10 protein-coding genes are annotated in these 18,139 nt (G+C 69.1%); 4 read left to right on the top strand and 6 right to left on the bottom strand.

The features are described 5' to 3' along the window. The first annotated feature begins 20 nt into the window (after nucleotides 1-20). Genes RHOOR92_RS0117600 through RHOOR92_RS0117590 form a run of 3 tightly spaced genes read left to right on the top strand, consistent with a single transcriptional unit; the run spans nucleotide 21 to nucleotide 4,185 of the window. Nucleotides 21-1,556 (top strand): response regulator, encoded by a 1,536-nt coding sequence (locus tag RHOOR92_RS0117600; RefSeq protein WP_027490834.1) that lies wholly within the window; start codon nucleotides 21-23, stop codon nucleotides 1,554-1,556. Between the two features lie 35 nt (nucleotides 1,557-1,591). Further along, nucleotides 1,592-2,923, top strand: coding sequence for an FtsX-like permease family protein (locus RHOOR92_RS0117595; protein WP_027490833.1), 1,332 nt, complete (start codon nucleotides 1,592-1,594; stop codon nucleotides 2,921-2,923). Further along, nucleotides 2,920-4,185, top strand: coding sequence for an FtsX-like permease family protein (locus tag RHOOR92_RS0117590; RefSeq protein WP_027490832.1), 1,266 nt, complete (start codon nucleotides 2,920-2,922; stop codon nucleotides 4,183-4,185). The genes RHOOR92_RS0117595 and RHOOR92_RS0117590 overlap by 4 nt, the downstream gene beginning before the upstream one ends. Nucleotides 4,186-4,194: 9 nt before the next feature. Here RHOOR92_RS0117590 and RHOOR92_RS0117585 read toward each other — a convergent pair whose 3' ends face one another. From RHOOR92_RS0117585 to pgmB, 5 genes are all read right to left on the bottom strand, one after another. Next, nucleotides 4,195-5,583, bottom strand: coding sequence for a sigma-54 dependent transcriptional regulator (locus RHOOR92_RS0117585; protein WP_027490831.1), 1,389 nt, complete (start codon nucleotides 5,581-5,583; stop codon nucleotides 4,195-4,197). Nucleotides 5,584-5,752: 169 nt separating this feature from the next. Beyond that, on the bottom strand, nucleotides 5,753-7,999 hold the full coding sequence (locus RHOOR92_RS0117580) for a glycosyl hydrolase family 65 protein (RefSeq protein ID WP_027485332.1): 2,247 nt from the start codon (nucleotides 7,997-7,999) through the stop codon (nucleotides 5,753-5,755). A 19-nt stretch (nucleotides 8,000-8,018) separates the two neighbouring features. After that, nucleotides 8,019-9,287 (bottom strand): MFS transporter, encoded by a 1,269-nt coding sequence (locus RHOOR92_RS0117575; protein ID WP_027485333.1) that lies wholly within the window; start codon nucleotides 9,285-9,287, stop codon nucleotides 8,019-8,021. A 98-nt stretch (nucleotides 9,288-9,385) separates the two neighbouring features. Beyond that, complete coding sequence (locus RHOOR92_RS0117570; RefSeq protein ID WP_007507353.1) at nucleotides 9,386-11,926, bottom strand: TonB-dependent receptor; 2,541 nt, start codon at nucleotides 11,924-11,926, stop codon at nucleotides 9,386-9,388. Between the two features lie 76 nt (nucleotides 11,927-12,002). Further along, the gene (gene pgmB, locus RHOOR92_RS0117565; RefSeq protein ID WP_155950268.1) at nucleotides 12,003-15,011 is read right to left on the bottom strand and encodes a beta-phosphoglucomutase; all 3,009 of its coding nucleotides are present in this window, start codon (nucleotides 15,009-15,011) and stop codon (nucleotides 12,003-12,005) included. Nucleotides 15,012-15,335: 324 nt separating this feature from the next. On the opposite strand from pgmB, the gene RHOOR92_RS0117560 reads away from it, so the two are divergent. Then, nucleotides 15,336-16,340 (top strand): LacI family DNA-binding transcriptional regulator, encoded by a 1,005-nt coding sequence (locus tag RHOOR92_RS0117560; protein WP_007507348.1) that lies wholly within the window; start codon nucleotides 15,336-15,338, stop codon nucleotides 16,338-16,340. A gap of 13 nt (nucleotides 16,341-16,353) precedes the next feature. Here RHOOR92_RS0117560 and RHOOR92_RS0117555 read toward each other — a convergent pair whose 3' ends face one another. After that, nucleotides 16,354-18,006, bottom strand: coding sequence for a HAMP domain-containing sensor histidine kinase (locus tag RHOOR92_RS0117555; RefSeq protein ID WP_007507346.1), 1,653 nt, complete (start codon nucleotides 18,004-18,006; stop codon nucleotides 16,354-16,356). Nucleotides 18,007-18,139: the final 133 nt, after the last annotated feature.

Below are 18,139 nucleotides of genomic sequence, written 5' to 3'. Positions count from 1 at the left end.
CAAACGGACAAACACGGGCGATGCCGACCATCCGGGTGCTGCAGGTCGAGGACAGCCGGCTCGATGCCGAGCTGGTGCTGACCGAACTCGAGGCCGATCACCTCGCCTGCGAGGTGCGCCTGGTCGACGACGAGCCGGGCTTCCTCGCCGCGCTGGATGACTTCAGGCCGGACATCGTGCTGTCGGACCTCAGCATTCCGGGGTTTTCCGGCCAGCACGCGCTCGAGCTGCTGCGCCAGCGCGACGAGGACCTGCCGTTCATCTTCGTCTCTGCCACGCTGGGCGAGGAGGCGGCGATCGAGGCGCTGCGCAACGGCGCCACCGATTACATCCTGAAGCAGAACCCCGCGCGGCTGGCCAGTGCGGTGCGCCGCGCACTGAGCGAGGCCTCGGCGCGCCGGGCCAGCCGCCGCGCCGAGGCGGAGCTGATCCGCGCGCAGCGCTTCGAGAGCCTGGCGATGCTCGCCGGGGGCCTGAGCCACGACCTGCGCAACCTGCTGCAGCCGCTGCTGCTGGCCGGCGACAGCCTGCAGGATTACCAGAATGACCCGCGCCTGGCGCGGCTGGGCAAGCTGGTGCGCGATTGCGGCAAGCGCGGCCTGGACATGGTGCACTCGATGCTGTCCTTCGCCAGCGGTGCGCGCCGCGCGGAGCAGGTGCGGCTCGGTGCGCTGTTCAGCGCGTTCGACCTGCTGATGCAAGGCAGCGTGCCGCACACGATGACGATGGAGCTGGCGATCGACGATCCGGAGCTATCGTTCGAGGGCAACCACACCGAACTGCAGCAATGCCTGCTGAACCTGTGCCTCAACGCGATCCAGGCGATGCCGGAGGATGGCCACCTGCGCGTGGAGACCGCGCAGACCGCGTTGCCGGCGGACTTCTTCCGGGCGAGAGAGCCGGCGCAGCCGGGCCGCTACCTGCGCATCAGCGTGATCGACGACGGCCCCGGCATGGACCAGTCGGTGCTCGACCACCTGTTCGAACCGTTCTTCACCACCAAGGAAAACGGCACCGGGCTCGGCCTGCTGTCGTGCAAGCGGATCGTCGGCAGCCACGGCGGCGTGATGCGGGTGGACAGCCAGCCGGGCCGCGGCACCCGCTTCGACCTGTATTTTCCGCTGGAGCAGCGCGCCGTCGAGCGCGACCAGGACGACCGCAGCTACCTGGAAGGTGCCGCCGAGCGCGTGCTGGTGGTGGTGGAAGAGGCCGGCCAGCTGTCGCTGCTGACCGATACGCTGGACGCCTGGGGCTACCAGGCCCACGCCAGCCAGAGCGGTACCGCCGCGCTGCAGTGGATCGAGGCCGCCGGCCTGCCCGACCTGGTGGTGCTGGACGCGGACATGAACCTGTTCACCGGCGCGCGCACGCTGGCGGCGCTGATCGAACAGGGCTACGGCAGCGCGGTGATCCTGCTGGCGCGCCCCGGTGCGACACCGGACCTGCACGAGCTGCCGCCGCTGGAGCATCTCTACGTGGTCGACAAGCCGGTGACCACCCAGGTACTGCTGCGCACCTTGCGCAAGGCCAGGCAGGCCGACGGCCGCGGCAGTTGACCGGGTCGTTTCGCGCGGCCGCTCAGGGGGCGACCTTGTTGACGCATTACTTCGATCTGGCCTGGCGCAGTTGCCGGCGCAGCAAGGCGCTGACCGCGCTGGTGGTGCTGCTGATGGGCTGCGGCGTGGCCACCTGCATGGTCTCCTTCGCGGTGTTCCGCGCTGCCGCGGCCGACCCGATCCCGTGGAAATCGCACCAGCTGTTCGTGCCGCAGATCGACAACTTCGGGCCGGCGCACAACTGGAAGGGCGAGCCGCCGATCCTGCTCAGCTATACCGATGCCGTGGCCTTGCTGCACGCGCGGCAGGCGCGTCGGCAGGTGCTGATCTACGGCGGCAAATGGACGGTGCTGCCGGACGACGCACGGCAGCAGCCGTTCCCGCAGGAAGGCGATGCGGTCAGCAGCGATTTCTTCGCGATGTTCGACGCGCGCTTCCGCTACGGCGGCGGCTGGTCGGCCCATGACGACGAGCAGCGCGCGGCGGTGGTCGTCATCAGCAGTGCGCTCAACCTGAAACTGTTCGGCGGTGCCGACAGCGTGGGCCGCGAGATCGAGCTGGACGCGCACGCCTATCGCATCGTCGGCGTGCTGGGCGACTGGGAGCCGCGCCCGCGCTTCTTCGACGTGACGAGCACGTTCGATGCCTTTGGCCATCCGCGGCAGCTCTACTTGCCGTTCAGCCGTGCCATCGACCTGCAGAAAGCCACCGCCGGCCAGTTCTATTGCAGCACGAATACCGTCGATCCCGACCTGCCGAACTGGGACAGCGTGCTGCACAGCGAGTGCGCGTGGATCGCCGCATGGGTGGAACTGCCCACCCATGCCGATGTCGGCCGTTACCGCGACTGGCTGCGCAACTACGCGGCCGAGCAGCAGCGCCTCGGCCGTTTCGGCTGGGCACCGAACGTGCGCCTGTCCGACGTCATGCAGTGGCTGCGCCAGGACAGCTTCAACGTGGTACCGAAGTCGTCGGCGCTGGCGCTGGTGGTCTCGGTGAGTTTCCTGCTGATCTGCCTGGTCAACGTGATCGGCCTGATGCTGGCCCGCTTCATGCGCCGCGCGCCGGAGATCGGCGTGCGCCGCGCACTGGGCGCGTCGCGCGGGGCGATCTGCCGCCAGTTCCTGGTCGAGGCGACGGCGATCGGGCTGGCCGGCGGTGCACTGGGATTGCTGCTGACGGCGCTGGGCATGGCCGGCATCGGCAAGGTGTTCGAGCCGGAGATCGCCAAGCTGGCGCGGCTGGATACGTTGCTGTTGCTGCTGACCGTGCTGGTCGCGGTGGCGACCAGCGTGATCGCCGCGCTGTATCCCACCTGGCGCGCCGCCCAGGTGCAGCCGGCCTGGCAGCTGAAGGTGAACGGATGAACACGGCCATGCAGCTGCGCCCGATCCTCGCCGCGCTGCGCCGGCACAAGATGGCCACGCTGCTGATCGTGCTGCAGATCGCGCTGACCCTGGCGGTGGTCAGCAACGCGTTGTTCATCGTCAAGACGCGAGTGGTGCACCTGTCGCGCCCGAGCGGCACCGACGAGGCGCACCTGTTCGCGATCAGCAACCAGTGGATCGGCCAGCCGGACGTGCCGCACATCCATGCGCAGATGCAGGCCGACCTGGTCACCTTGCGCAAGCTGCCGGGCGTGCGCGACGCGTTTGCCAGCCAGGCCTATCCGATGCAGGAGGGTGGCGGCGGGCTGGTGCGCATCAAGCAGCGGGTCGAGCAGAAGAAGCTGCAGCTGGCGCTGTCCTATTTTGCCGACGAGCACGCGATCGACACGTTCGGCATCGCACTGGTGGCCGGCCGCAACTTCCGCGCCGACGAGATTGGCAGCCTCGGCCCGTACGACAAGCTGGTGCCCGCGGTGATCATCATCACGCGTGACCTGGCCCGCAAGCTTTTTCCGGACGGCGCGGCCGTGGGGCAGCGCGTCTATCTCAGGGACGACGGCCCGAGCACGATCATCGGCGTGGTCGACCGGCTGCAAGGCAGTTACGCCGGCAGCAGCACGCGTTCGATCGACGAAGACACGGTGCTGCTGCCGGCACGTTACGCCAGTGCCGACGACGGGGCGGCCTATGCCGGCGGGGTGGTCTATCTGGTGCGCGCGCAGCCGGGCCGACTGGCCGCGTTGCTGCGCGCGGCGCCGGCGGCGCTGCTGGCGCAGAACCGCATGCGCCTGATCAGCCCGGAAGACGGCGTGGTCACGCTGGTGCAGGCGCGCGAGAAGGCCTATGCCACCGACCGCGGCGTGGCGATCATGATGGGCGCGATGTGCGCCTTGCTGCTGCTGGCGACGGCCGGTGGCATCGTGGGCCTGAGCAGCTTCTGGGTCGGCCAGCGACGGCGGTCGATCGGCGTGCGCCGTGCGCTGGGTGCGACGCGCGGCGACATCCGGCGCTACTTCCAGGCCGAGAACGCGCTGATCGTCGGGACCGGCGTGGTGTTGGGCGTGGCGCTCGGCATCGCCGCGAACCTGTCGCTGATGACGCACTACGCATTGCCGCGCATGCCGTTGCGGGTGCTGGGCGTCGGTGCGCTGCTGCTATGGCTGCTCGGCCAGCTGGCCGTGCTCGGCCCGGCGCGGCGCGCCGCCGCGGTACCGCCGGTGGAGGCGACGCGCTCGGTGTGAGAGGCCGCTTCAGTCGATGCCGAGCTTCTTCAGCTTGTAGCGCAGCGCGCGGAAGGTGATGCCGAGTTTGCGGGCGGCGGCGGTCTTGTTGTAGCGCGATTCTTCCAGCGCCTTGACGATGGCGGTGCGCTCCAGGTTGCTGATGTAGTCGTCGAGGCCGCCGTCCGCGCCGGTGGCGGCCGCGACGGGTGCCGGCGGCTGTCCCGTTGCGGCCGGCTCGTGGCTGATCCGCGCGCTGCGCTGCGGCAGCATCAGGTCGGCCGCCTCGATGGTGCTGCCGTCGCACATCGCCATCGCGCGTTCGAGGATGTTCTCCAGCTCGCGCACGTTGCCGGGGAAGTCGTACGCCTCCAGCGCCTCGCGTGCGGACGGCGACAGCTGGCCCACGCTGTCGCCGCTCTTGCCGGCCAGCGCCTTGAGGATGAATGCGGACAACTGCGGCACGTCGCCGCGGCGTTCGCGCAGCGGCGGCACGCGCAGCTCGATCACGTTGATGCGGTAGAACAGGTCCTGGCGGAACTGGCCCTGTTCGACCAGCTGGCCGAGGTTCTTGTGGGTGGCGGAAAGGATGCGCACGTCGACCGGGATCTCGTCGCGGCCGCCGATCGGGCGCACCGCTTTTTCCTGGATCGCGCGCAGCAGCTTCACCTGCATGTGCAGCGGCAGCTCGGCCACCTCGTCGAGGAACAGCGTGCCGCCCTGGGCGGCCTGGAACAGGCCTTCCTTGTCCACGCTGGCGCCGGTGAAGCTGCCCTTGCGATGGCCGAAGAACTCGCTTTCCATCAGCTCGGACGGGATCGCGCCGCAGTTGACCGGCACGAACGGGCCGCTGGCGCGCGGGCCCTGCTCGTGGATCAGCCGGGCCACCAGTTCCTTGCCCACGCCCGATTCGCCGGCGATGTACACCGGCGCCTGGTTGCGCGCCAGCTTGCCGATGGTGGCGCGCACCTGCTGCATGGCGGTGGAGTCGCCGATCAGGCGGTCGCTGGAGTCGCCGGTCTTCGCCGCGGCGGCGCCGGTGCGCCGTTCCTCGGCGAGGCGCAGCGCGGTGCGTACCAGCCCGCGCAGCATCTGGATGTCGACCGGCTTGGAGACGAAGTCGAACGCGCCGGCCTTCAGCGCGTTCACCGCGGCGTCGACGTTGCCGTAGGCGGTGATCATCGCCACCGGCATGTCGGGATGCTCCGCGGCGATCAGCTCGATGACCTCGTGGCCGCTGCCGTCGGGCAGCCGCATGTCGGTGAAGCAAAGGTCATAACTGCGTTCGGCCAGTGCGCGGCGCGCCTCGGCGACGGTGCCGACGGCGTCGACCTGCAGGTCCATTCGCCCCAGCGTGATGGTCAGCAGTTCGCGGATGTCGCGTTCGTCATCGATGACCAAAACGGTCTGGGGGTTCATGGCACGGCGCGTGGCAAACGATGCGACAGAGAATACCCGGCCCCGCCCCGCGGGGCAAAGACCGCCAGCGTCGCAGGCGGTCCCCGCAACCCGTTGCGACGGCACGCGGCGGCCGCGATCCGCTCGGGCCGGCGCCGCGTCCGCGATGCCGGACGGCGCGACGGCGGTTTCAGCGCGGCTCGCGAAGCAGCCGCGGCTTGCCGTCGACGCCGCGGTCGATGCGGATGTCGTAGTGCCTGCCGCGGAACGCGACGTTCTTCAGGGTCAGCGAGCGCCACGTCGGCGGCAGCACCGGCGCGTACGCCTGGACCAGGCCGTCGTCCTCGATGCGCAGGCCGCTGAGGCCGTAGACGAAGCTCTGCACGAAGCCGGCCGAGCTGGCCAGCAGGTAGCCGGCGTTGTTGGCGACGGTCTCGGTGCGCACGTTGAACGGCGGCTTCAGGAAGCCGACCAGGTTGCGCCGGATCCAGTCGTCGGCGGCCTTGCCGTCGCCCAGCTCGGCGGCGCCGACGGCGAGCATCACCATCATCATCTCGTTCGGGTCGTCGCCGTGCACCTTCAGCTCGTGCAACTGGAATGCGAAGTCGTTGCGGCGCACCTGCGGCGACATCGGCAGGTCCAGGTTCGGGTACATCAGCCAGGCCAGCGACGAACCCATCCAGGTGATCTTGTCGTGCGGCACCGAGGCGTCGAAGTCGAGGTGGCGCTGGTTCTTCTGGTCGAACGGGAGGTACATCTTCGCGGCGATCGCGGCCCACTGCGGATCGGGCGCGGCGCCGACGAGCTTCGCCGCCTTGATCGCGATCTGCAGCGACTTGCGCGCCGCGGCGTTGGTGAACGAGTCGTTCGGCACGTCGTCGTAGGCCTCGTCGGGCGAGGTGACGTGGTGGATCTCGTAGCGGTCCTGCGCCTTGTCGTAGGTGACCCGGCTGACCCAGAACTGCGCGATCTCGCGGATCACCGGCCAGCCATGCCGCTTCAGCCAGGCGTCGTCGCCGGTGGCGAGGTAGTACTGCCACTGCGCGATCGCGATGTCGGCGTTGACGTGGATCTCGCGGAACACCCCGTAGGCGAAGTGCGGCGTGTGGTCGACGCCGGTTTCCGGGTCGGCCTCCCACGGGTACATGGTGCCTTTCACGCCGTACTGCTGGGCCCGCTCGCGCGCGGGCTGCATGGTGCGCGCGCGGAACATCACGATCGGCTTGGCGCGTTCCGGGTGCAGCAGGAGCAGGGCGGGGAACACCCACGAATCGCTGTCCCAGAAGGCGTGGCCGGCGTAGCCCGGGGTCAGCGCGCAGGCGCCCATCGGCCAGGCCGTGCCCACGGTGGAGTTGGACAACAGGTAGTACAGGTCCGAATGCACGGCGCGCTGCACGTCCGGATCGCCGTCGACCACGATGTCGGACTTCCACAGCTCGTGCCAGGCGGCCTGGTGTTCGGCGAGCAGCGCGGCGAAGCCCTTCTGGCGCGCGGCCTTGGCCAGCGCCACATTGTCGCGGGCGTCGCCACCCCAGTTCTGCCGCGACGCGGCGATGTACTTGGTGAAGACGTAGGTCCTGCCCTTCTGCACCCTGGCGGTGAGGTTGAGCGACAGCTTGTACGGGCCTTTTTCCAGCTTCACGCTTTCGATCGCGAGGCCCGGCGGCAGCCCGATCGCGGCCGCCTCGGCCATCGTCAGGCCGTGTTCGGCGCGGCCGTCCAGCCACAGCATCAGTTCCTTGGTGTCGCCGTCGCTGGCCAGCACGCGGGTGTAGCCGGGATACCACACGGCGGCGCGGTCGGGCGTCGGCACCGGCTTGTTGTCCAGCGTCTGGCCGCTGGCGATCACCGCGGCGATCATCTCGTCGCCGCTCATGCTGGCGATCGGGAAGCGCGGCTGGTGTTCGGACCACAGCCGGATCGGAAAGGTCAGCTGCACGCTGCCGTCGAACTGCGGGGTGATGGAGAGCTGCGTCGCGGCCAGGTGAGGCGAAGCCTGGCTGACGAAGGTCGTCACTTTCACGTCGCTCGACTTGTTCGCGTACGCGAAGCGGTAGCTGGTCGACAGCGTGCCGTCGTGCATGTCGAGCGTCTGCGCATAGTCGGCGAAGATCGTCTTGTCGATGCGGGTCGAATTGAGCCAGCCGCCGCCGGGGTTGTAGTCGATCTCGCTCCAGCCGGGGATCGCGGCGGGACGCGCGATGTCGCCGGGCTTGTAGTCCATGAACGCGACCATGTACGCACGGTTGCCCTCGGTGCCGCGCACCGAGGTCATCGTGGAGAAGTAGCCGTTGGCAAGGTAGCTCGGAAAGTAGCTGCCGAAATTTTCCGCCGTGCCGGTGAGCAGGAAGCTGGGGTCGGTGGCGGCATGCGCCGGCACGGCGAGCGCGGCGACGAGCAGCAGCAGGCCGGCGAGGGAGGCGTGGCGTGGTTTCATGATCGCTCCGGGTGGCGGGCTATTTCGCGGCAAGCCGGATCGCCGCCGTGGCGTCGGCGCCGGCGCGGTCGGTCTCGCGCTTGAAGAAGAACAGGGTGAGCAGGATCAGGCTCATCGGCAGCAGCGAGAAATAGAACGCGTGGATGCCGTCGAAGCTGGCGAACACGCGCGCGGTGATGTACGAGCCCAGCGTGCCGCCGAGCGCGGAGAACACCACGATCAGCCCGGTCATCGCCGCGTGCATCGGCTTGGGCAGCGAACTCAGCGCCACCGAATTGATCACCGGGTAGATCGGCGCCATCAGCAGGCCGAGCAGCGGGATCAGGTACGCCGCCCGCGGTGCGTCGAACCAGCCGACGTCCGGCCGCGCCACCACGCCACGCGCCAGCGGCAGCACCACCACGACCAGCACTCCCATGCCGAGCACGCAGGCGTTGAGCAGGGTGTACCAGCGCACCCGCTTGAGCACGACACCGGCCAGGATACGGCCCAGCGCGGTCATGCCGGCGAGGATGCTGGCGAACTGGATGCTCATCGCGTTCGGCAGCTTCAGGATCTCGTTGTTGAAGGTGGGCAGCCAGGTGCCGAAGCTCTGCTCGATCAGCACGTACAGGAAGGCGGAGGCGAGGAACACGTAGACCAGCGGGCGCACGAACAGGCGCAGCATCTCCATGATCGCGTCGCTGAAGGAGTCGTTGTGCCCGTGCGCATGCGCGGCGCTTTCGTCCAGGGCGCTGGTGGCCAGCAGCGCGATGGTCAGCGCGCAGGCGCCGGCGAGCAGCCAGTACACGTTGAACCATGCCGGGTCGCCCGGGTTGGCCGGGTTGATATAGGCGCTGAAGATCCAGTTGCCGGCCAGCACGCCGAGCATGAACAGGCCTTCGATGGTGTTGGTCAGGCGCGAGTGCGCGGTGCGGTCGGCGGTGAGCAGGCCGATCGATGAATACACCGCGACCTTGGCCAGCGCGAATGAAAAACCCACGCAGGCGAACAGCAGCCGCGTGGTAGGGAAACTCGGGTAGAGCGGCATCAGCACGCAGGCGCCGCCGACGATCGCCAGCGCCAGCATCATCGAACGCCGGTAGCCGAACATCGGCAGGAACGAGGCGACCAGGAACGAGGTGAACGCGATGGTGAGGTCCTTGTAGCGTTCCAGCGCGCTGGCTGCGGGCTTGTCGATGCCGAAGGTGACGATCGACTGCAGGATCACCGTGCCGACGCTGTTGAGCAGGATCGCGAAGATCATGTAGATCAGCGCCAGCGCGACGATCATGCGGATTCGGTTCATGGCACCTCCGGCGTTACGGCGTGTGCAGTTTCGCGAAAAACGCGGCCCGGATCGCTCTGAGGTTTCGATCCGGACCGCGCACCCTGCAACAGCACTGCTCAGAACAGGTACTTCACCGTCATGTTGACCTCGCGGCCTTCCAGCGGACGGGCCAGGATCACGCCATCGGTGCCGGAGGCGGAGCCGAAGATGCGCGAGTTGCTCTCGGTCAGGCCCAGTTCGTTGCTCATGTTGGTGCCCTGCAGGCGGATCTGCCAGTTCTGCTGCACGTTGGCGACCACACCGAAGTCCCAGGTGGCGTAGCTGCCCAGCTGCTGCAGGGCGGACTGGTCCTGGGTGTGCGCGCCGACGTGGGTGTAGGTCACGAAGGCGGTGATGTCGCCCCAGTCGAACGGCACGCGGTAGCTCGGCGTGAGCATGTAGCGCACCTTCGGCTGACGCTGCAACTGCTTGCCGTTGATGCCGAGGCACTGGCTGGTGCCGCTGACCAGGTCGGTGTACACGAAGCAGGAGTTGTTGTGCGAGTAGTGGCCGTCCAGGTAGTTGGCGACCACCTGCAGCTTGAAGTTCTCGAACGGCGTGACCGCGCCGGCGAGGTTGACGCCCTTGGAGTCGGAGCCGTACAGCGCCTGCGCGCCGACCGGTACGCCCTGGCCGTTGGTGGGCTGGTAGGTCAGGCCGTTGAACTGGCGGTGGTACACGCTGATGTCGGCGTAGAACAGGTCGGACTGGTACTTGAAGCCGCCCTCGAAGTTCTGCACCTTCTGCAGCGGCGGCGTGTTGCCGGTGGTGTTGCCGCGCAGCGCGTTGTCGAAGTCGCCGAAGTGCGCGCCCTTGTTGGCGCGCACGTAGACGCTCATGTTGTCGGCCAGCTCGTAGTTCACGCCGACGGTCCACGACGGATGGGTCTTGTCGTAGCGGGTCCGCGCGTAGGTGCCGTTGCACACCGGCACGCTGTTGTCGTACAGCGTGTTCAGGTTGCCGTCGAGGTTGACGTTGCTGAGGTTGCACACGTTGTTGGTGGCGTTCTCGTTCTCGACCCGGCCGGACACGTCGATCAGCCACTTGCCGATGCGCCACACGTCGGACAGGTAGAACGCCTTGTTGGTGGCGCTGCCGTGCTGGGCGATGTTGTAGCCGCCGTAGTCGAGGAAGCCCTGGCCGTCGGTGAGGTACTTGGTCTGGCCGTTGTCGACGTAGCTGACCTGGATCGGCTGCGCGTTCGGCGTGTTGGTCATCAGCATCTGGTTGCCCAGCGCCCACTTGTCGTTCATGGTGTAGTGGGTCAGGTAGAGGCCGCCGGTGAGCGTGTTGCCCTCGAACAGTTCCTTGCTCAGGCGGAAATCGTTGCTGACGTTCTTCAGGTGCTTGTGGATGTACCACCAGCCCTGGTGGATCACGCTCTGGTTCGGGTTGACTGCGCCGCCGCCGTCGACGTAGCTGGCGGTGGCCGAGCCGGCGGGCAGGTTGAAGGCGCCCATGCTGGCGGTGTTGGTGTACAGCATGTCGTTCAGGCTGCCGGGGTTGTTGCCCGAGAACAGCGCGTTGGTGTCGGCATCGCCGCCGTCGAACAGGAACTTGTCCGACAGGTTCCAGCCGTCGCCCAGGTCGTAGTCGAAGTTGCCGCCGAAGAAGCTGAACTTGGCGCCACGGCCGTTGGCCAGATTGGCGTCGGTGCCGCCGCCGGGGTAGCCGGGCAGGTGCACATGCTGGATCGCCTTGCTGTAGTAGGTGTCGGTCAGCGGGTCGAAGCCGGGGTAGGCGCTGAACTGGTCGGTGCCGTGCTGGATCAGCGGCACCGGCGTGATGAACTGGTTGCGGTCGTTGAGCTGGCGTGCGTACAGGGTCATCGTGCCGTTGTCGCTGTCGTGGCTCAGCGTGGCGGTGAGCTGGCCGCCCTTGTCCGCGGCGAACTGCGGATCGCGCACGCCGTCGGAAGTGCGCCAGAAGCCGCCGACGCTGCCGTACCAGCTCTCGGCGATCGGGAAGCCGAAGAAGCCGTCGACGCGACGCAGGTTCTCGTTGCCGTAAGTGACGCCGACGCTGCCGCTGGGCACGTCGGTGCCGGTCTTCAGCATGAAGTTCGCGGTGGCGCCGATCTGGCCGTCGCCGAACACCACCGACGGGCCGCCCTGCAGGATCTCCACGCGGTCGACGGTGTCGTCGAGGCGGAAGATCGAGGTGGTCTCGAAGAACGACAGCGTGGGCATGCCGTACAGCGGTGAGCCCATCAGCTGGGTGGAGAAGTAGGGCGCGTCGCCGCCGCCGGGGAAGCCGGCGATCTCGATGTTGGCGCCGGTCTGGCCGCCGGTGGATTCGGGCCACATGCCGGGCGAGATCTTCAGCAGGTCCGCCGTGCTCTTCGGGTTGGCCATCTTGATCTGCTCGGCCGAGGCGGTGGTGACCGAGTAGCTGGTGTCGATCTTCTTCAGGCCGCCGGTGGCGGTGTTGCCGGTCACCACCACCTGTTCGAGGGTCTTGGCCTTGGCGGCTTCGGCTTTCTGCTGGGCCACGCTCTTCTTCGCCGGCGCCTGGGCGGCTTGTGCCGGCGCGGCGTCCTGCGCGATGGCCGCGCCGCAGAGCAGGATGGCGGCGATCGCCACCGGAAGACTCAGTCTGGACAGCTGTTTGTTCTTCATTTCCGTCACTCCCCACCAGTTGGATTGGATTGTTTTGGCCGCGCAACGCAGCGTGCCGGCTGCGCGGAATGGCCGCTCACGCGATGAAACGGCTGATGTCGAACGCGGCAATGTCCGGCAGCAGCACATCCGCCTTGTCCAGCTCCTGCGCGCGGCCGATGCCGACCGCCGTCATGCCCGCCGCGTGCAGGGCGGCGATGCCCGCCGCGGCGTCCTCCACGCCGAGGCATTCCTGCGAACTCAGGCCCAGCCCGCGCGCCGCCGCCAGGAAGATCTCCGGGTCGGGCTTGGAGCGGGCGATGCGACCAGCGTCGACCACGTAGTCGAACAGCGTGGCGATGCCCAGCCGGTCCAGCAGCTGCGGCGCGTTGCGGCTGGCCGAGGCCAGCGCGGTCTTCAGCCCGGCGCGGCGCACGGACTCCACCGCGGCGCGCGCGCCGGGCAGCAGGTCCTGCGGGCCGAGGCGCCCGATCAGTTCGACGTAGTAGCTGTTCTTGCGTGCGGCGAGCGCTTCCTTCTCCGCTTCGCTGTAGGAGCGCGGCGCGCGTTCCAGCAGGATGTCCAGCGAACCGCGGCGGTCCACCCCCTTCATGCGCCCGGCGGTGGCCTCGTCGAGCGGCGCGCCGATCTCGTCGGCCAGCCGCTGCCACGCCGCGCGATGCAGCACGGCGGTGTCGGCGAGCACGCCGTCGAGATCGAACACCACGGCCTTCAACGGCGTCGGCGCGACGACGCCCGCGCAGGACAGGCGCAGCGGCTGGCCGGCATGCAGGCGTTGCGGCAGGCCGTCGTGCAGGAAGGTGAGCGCGTTGCCTTCGGTAAGCGTGTACTGCACGCCGTCGCCGTCGACCTCCACACGCAGGTGCGCGTCGCGCCAGCGCAGGCCGAAGCGGTAACTGCGCCATGCCGCCGGCAGCCGCGGCGCCAGCGCGGGCAGGCCATCGTGCACGCGCAGGCCGCCGTAGCCCCAGGTCAGCGCCAGCCAGCTGCCGGCCATCGCCGCCATGTGCAGGCCGTGCGCCGCGTTGCCGTGCAGGTCGTCCAGGTCGACGCGCAGGGTGTCGCGGAAGTAGCGGAATGCCTTGTCGGCATGGCCCACCTCGGCCGCGATCACCGCGAAGGTGGAGGCGGACAGGGTGGAGTCGTGCACGGTGACGCCTTCGTAGTAGTCGAAGTTGCGCCGCTTGGCGGCCACCTCGACCTGCTCGCCGGCCAGCATCAGCGCCAGCAGCACGTCGGCCTGCTTGCATACCTGGTGGCGATAGATGCCGAGCGGGTGCAGGCGCAGCAGCAGCGGCTGTCGGTCCGGCGTGGCGGCCAGTTCCGCCGGCAGCCGCGGCTTGTCGAGGAAGCCGTCGTCCTGCGGAAAGATGCCCAGCACGGCATCCACCGGCAGATGCATCGCCCGCGCCGCGGCCTGCCACTGCGCCGGCTCGTCGGCCCCGAGGCCGATCCGCGCGGCCAGTGCGGCGTAGTCGGCCGGGTGGCTCAGCGCCATCCATTCGGCGGTGGCGGCGGCATCGCGCAGGTGCCGTTGCGCCATGCGGTTGGTGTAGTGGTTGTTGTCGACCAGGGCGGAGTACTCGTCCGGGCCGGTCACTTCGTGGATGCAGAACGCACCGCCGCGGCGCGGATTGAAGTGGCCGATCTCCAGCCAGATCCGCGCGGTCTCGAAGATCATCTCGGCGCCCCCTTCGAGAAGGAAGGCCTGGTCGCCGCTGGCGTCGACGTAGAGGCGCACCGCCCACGCCACCGCGGCATTGATGTGGTACTGCGCCGAGCCGCCGGGAAAGTAGGCCGAGCATTCGTCGCCGCCGATCGTGCGCCAGGCGTACAGCGCGCCGCGCGGATGGCCGAGTTCGCGTGCGTGCCGGCGTGCGTGGCCCAGCGTGCGGTGGCGCCAGGCCAGCATGGCGCGCGCCAGTTCCGGGGCCAGGGTGACCAGCGCCGGCAGCATGAAGGCTTCGGCGTCCCAGAAGTAGTGGCCTTCGTAGCCCTCGCCGGTGAGTCCCTTGGCGGCGGTGCTGCTGCGGCCGTCGCGGCCGCTGGACTGGAACAGGTGGAACAGGTTGAGGCGCAGCGCCTGTTCGGTCGCCGGGTCGCCCGCGATGGCCAGGTCGGCCTGCGCCCAGAATCCGGCCAGCACCCGCGCCTGCCGTTCGAGCAGCGCCGGGTAGCCGAGTGCGATCGCTGCGGCGAGCGTGGCCTCGGCCCGGGCCGGCAGGGCGCCGGCGGCATCCGTGGCGAACGGCGCGGTGAAGGCGTAGGCGACGTACTTGTCCAGGCCGACCGTCTGGCCCGGCGCCAGCGTGCCGGCATAGGCCTGCATCACCCCGTCCGCGGTCCGGCCGGCATCGCGGAAGACGAGGCCGGCGGCCTGTTCGTGGCGCTGCACGCAGGCCAGCCGGATGCCGCTGTGGGTGGTCTGCTGGCCGACCCAGGCCGAGGCCTTGTTTGCCTGCGCGGCCCAGGTGGTGAGGCCGCCCGCGAGGCGGCTGCCGATGCGCGGGTCATCGCCCTGTCCGACGGCCTCGCGCCCGCAGCCGATCGACGACTCCAGCGTGACCGGGCCGCGGTAGTCGATCGAACGCACGCGGTAGCGGATCGCCAGCAACCCGGCCTCTGCCAGGCTGACGAGGCGTTCGGCCTCGATCTCCAGCGTGGCGCCTTGCGGCGAACGCCAGCGCAGCCGCCGCCGGTAGCAGCCGTGGCGCAGGTCGAGGGTGCGCTCGAACTGCAGCCATTCGCCCTGGTCCAGCCGCACCGGCGTGTCGCCCAGGCGCAGCCGGATGTGCGTGGCGTCGGCGACCGGGATGCGCGTGTCGGTATGGCTGGCGAAGCCGGGAAAGCGCTCGTGGTACTCGATCGGGGTGCGTTCCCATACTCCGGACAGCAGGGTGGCTTGGCTGGCGCTGTCGGCTTCCTCCAGGTTGCCGCGCACGCCGAGCGTGCCGTTGGCGAGGGCGAACAGGCTCTCGTCCCGGGCGAAGCCGGCCGGGTCGGTGCCATGGCGGACCAGCAGCCACGGATCCTCCACGGCCGGCCTCTCGGGCGGCCGGGCATCGACGCTCGCTGCTGCCGTCATCTGGTGTTCCACGATAAATCTCCCCGATTCGCATGGCATGGGCCGTCCCGCACCCGGCTGGCAGGGAGCTTGGCATCAAATGTTATCGGTATCAAGATACCGATAACATTTGATGTGGCAGACTTGTCCGGACCGTTCCGTGGCGAGGGAGAAGGGCATGGGTGCGTGCTTTCCGCTTGCCTCGGCGCGCTGCCGGCGGGCGCGCGGGGCGAGGTTGCATCGGCAAGGCGAATGTCGACACACTGCAGGCGCCGGTGCCGGCCATTGCCGCAGCCCGGCGGCGCCACGGCAGCGGATCGGCCAGACCAACAGGGAATCGGATAGTTGAGCAAGAAGGGCACGCGCAGGCACCTGTCGGGCGGTCCGACCATGGCCGACTTGGCGCAACTGGCCGGGGTATCCAAGATCACCGTCTCGCGGGCGCTGGCCGACAGCCCGCTGGTCAATCCGGAAACCCGCGAGCGGATCCAGGCACTGGCGCGCGAGCGCGGCTACAAGCTCAACATCAGCGCGCGCAACCTGCGCCTGCGCCGCAGCCACACGGTGGCGGTGATCGTGGAGATGAAGCCGTCCACCGACCGCACCATGTTCGACCCGTACCCGCTGGTGCTGCTGGGCGGTATTTCGCAGGAACTGACTGCGGCCGGCTACAGCGTGCTGCTGACCACCCGCCAGGGCGCCAGCGCGGCGGCGGTGCAGGCGGCGGACGGGCTGATCCTGCTGGGCCAGGGCGCGCACCAGGACGCGGTGCGCCGGTTCGACAAGCTGAACCTGCCGATGGTGGTGTGGGGCGCGCAGTCGGCCAGCGATGTGCACGTGGTGGTGGGCAGCGACAACCGCCTCGGCGGCGCGGTGGTGGCGCGGCATTTCATTGCGCTGGGCCGGCGCCGGCCGGTGTTCATCGGCAATCCCAGCCATCCGGAAATCTTCGAGCGCCTGAACGGTTTCATCGACGCGCTGGCGCTGCACGGGATCAAGCCGCTGCTGATGCGGCGCGACGAGTTCACCGTGGACTCCGGCATGGACGCGGTGCGTTCGCTGCATGAGCGCAAGGTCGGCTTCGACGCGATCTTCGCCTGCAACGACCTGCTGGCGATGGGCGCGATCCGCGCCACGCTGGACCTGGGGCGCTCGGTGCCGGCCGATGTCTCGGTGGTCGGCTACGACGACATGCCGCTGGGCGCCAGCTTCCTGCCGCCGCTGAGTTCGGTGCGGCAGGACTGGCAGGAGGGCGGCATGTTGCTGGCGCGCAAGGTGCTGGCGCTGATCGAGGGCGAGCCGGCCAGCTCGGAGACCCTGCCGGTCAGCCTGATCGTGCGCTCGACCTGATCCGCCCGCGCTGCTAGCGCGTGGCGGCGGCCTGGGTGGTTTCGGCAGCGTCGGCCGGACTGCGCGCCGGCGGGGTCAGCACCAGCCGGAAGCAGCTGCCGCCGCCGGCCACGCGCACGTATTCCAGCGCGGCCTGGTTCGCGTCGCTCATCTGCCGGGCCAGGTACAGGCCCAGGCCGGTGCCGTATTCGTGGGTGGTATAGAACGGCTCGAAGATCTGTGCGGCCACCTTCGGCGCGATGCCGGGGCCGCGGTCGATCACTTCCAGGATCGGCACGCCGTGCTCGCCCTGCCGGGTCACCACCATCACCCGCGCCGGCTCGCCGGGCAGGCGACCGTAGCGCAGCGCGTTCTGCACCAGGTTCCACACCACCTGCTGCAGCTGCTGCGGGTCGGCCACCGCCGCCACCGGGGTGCCGCCGTTGGCGATCGCGCGCAGCGAGTCGGCGCCGAGGTCGTTGCCCTGGCAGTATTCCTCGACGAAGGCCTGCGCCCAGTGGCCCAGGTCCAGCGTCTCCGGGCGCGAGCGCTCGCGCCGCGACAGCTGCAGGATGTTCTCGATGATCTCGTTGAGCCGGATGCAGTGGTTGTTGATGATCTCGACCATGCGCTGGTCGGTGGCGTCCATGCTGGTCGACTCGGCGAGCAGTTGCGCCGAGTAGCGGATCGCCGCCAGCGGGTTGCGGATTTCGTGCGCGATCGAGGCCGACAGCCGGCCCAGCGAGGTCAGCGTGAGCTCCTCGGCGCGGCGCGACAGCAGCGAGGTGTCGTCGAGGAAGATCAGCACGTGCGAGTCGTCGTTCGGCGCCAGCCGGGTGAAGCGCGGCACCACCTCGGGCACGCCGTCGGCGAGCTGGGTGGCGGTCTCGTCCAGCTTGCCGGAGGTCATCCAGTGATACAGCCGGCGCGACAGCTCCGGCGCCAGCTGGCCGAGGTCGCGCTGGTCGGCGCCGGGGTTGCCCATCAGCATCCACGCCGACTCGTTGATCTGGTGGATGCGGTTGGCGTCGTCGACCAGCAGCACACCGGTCTTCATGCGGCGGATGATCAGCTCGTTGACCTGGGCCAGGTTGGCCAGGTCGGTGCTGCGCTGCTCGGCCAGCGCCTCGGTGGCGCGCAGCTGCCGGCCCAGCACGTGGCACAGCGTGGTGGTGGCGAAGTAGGCCAGGCCGAACAGTGCCGCCTCGAGCAGGTCGCGGTCGCCGGGGCTGCCGCCGGGGTTGCCGAACAGGGTGTGCCCGAGCATGCCCAGCGTGGCCAGCGCGGCGAAGAAGCTGGACAGCCGCAGCGGCAGGATCAGCGCGCCGGCGCTGAGGTTCACCGCCAGCATCATGGCGATGCCGATGCGCGCGTCGTGCATCGCGGCGATCGTCAGCACGGCGGCGGCGATGTCCACCGCCAGGGTCACCGCCACCATCGTGCGGGCGTACGGCATGCTGCGCCGGTTGAACAGCAGCGCGAGCAGGGCGAACACCAGGTACAGCGTGGTCACGCCGCGGGCGAAGTCGGGCATCGCCAGCTCGGGCCAGCCCAGGCCCGGTGGACTGAACGCCAGGCCGGCGTAGACCAGCGCCTGCACCAGCCGGAACGCGTTGAGGAACGTCAGCTCGTGGCGGATCGTCGCCGTTCCCGCGCGCTGGGCGTTCAGGGGTGCTGTGCTGGACATCGTGCGGCCTGTACGGGAGGGATGTACTGGAAGAATCAGCGCATTTCCTGGGGTCGGGGGTGAGTATAGACGGGCTGCTTGGCGCTGTGAGCGGGGCAGAAATCGCATGGGATCGGCCTGTGCGGGCGTTCCG

Source organism: Rhodanobacter sp. OR92, from assembly GCF_000427545.1.
GTDB classification, from domain to species: Bacteria; Pseudomonadota; Gammaproteobacteria; order Xanthomonadales; family Rhodanobacteraceae; genus Rhodanobacter; species Rhodanobacter denitrificans.
Note: the sequence above shows the minus strand (reverse complement) of the source record. Positions and strands in the feature narration are given on the sequence as shown.

Coding starts and splice junctions, on each gene's coding strand:
- RHOOR92_RS0117600 (WP_027490834.1), top strand. CDS start 21: ATGCCGACCATCCGGGTGCTGCAGGTCGAGGACAGCCGGCTCGATGCC.
- RHOOR92_RS0117580 (WP_027485332.1), bottom strand. CDS start 7,999: ATGAAACCACGCCACGCCTCCCTCGCCGGCCTGCTGCTGCTCGTCGCC.
- RHOOR92_RS0117590 (WP_027490832.1), top strand. CDS start 2,920: ATGAACACGGCCATGCAGCTGCGCCCGATCCTCGCCGCGCTGCGCCGG.
- RHOOR92_RS0117575 (WP_027485333.1), bottom strand. CDS start 9,287: ATGAACCGAATCCGCATGATCGTCGCGCTGGCGCTGATCTACATGATC.
- RHOOR92_RS0117570 (WP_007507353.1), bottom strand. CDS start 11,926: ATGAAGAACAAACAGCTGTCCAGACTGAGTCTTCCGGTGGCGATCGCC.
- RHOOR92_RS0117555 (WP_007507346.1), bottom strand. CDS start 18,006: ATGTCCAGCACAGCACCCCTGAACGCCCAGCGCGCGGGAACGGCGACG.
- RHOOR92_RS0117585 (WP_027490831.1), bottom strand. CDS start 5,583: ATGAACCCCCAGACCGTTTTGGTCATCGATGACGAACGCGACATCCGC.
- pgmB (WP_155950268.1), bottom strand. CDS start 15,011: ATGACGGCAGCAGCGAGCGTCGATGCCCGGCCGCCCGAGAGGCCGGCC.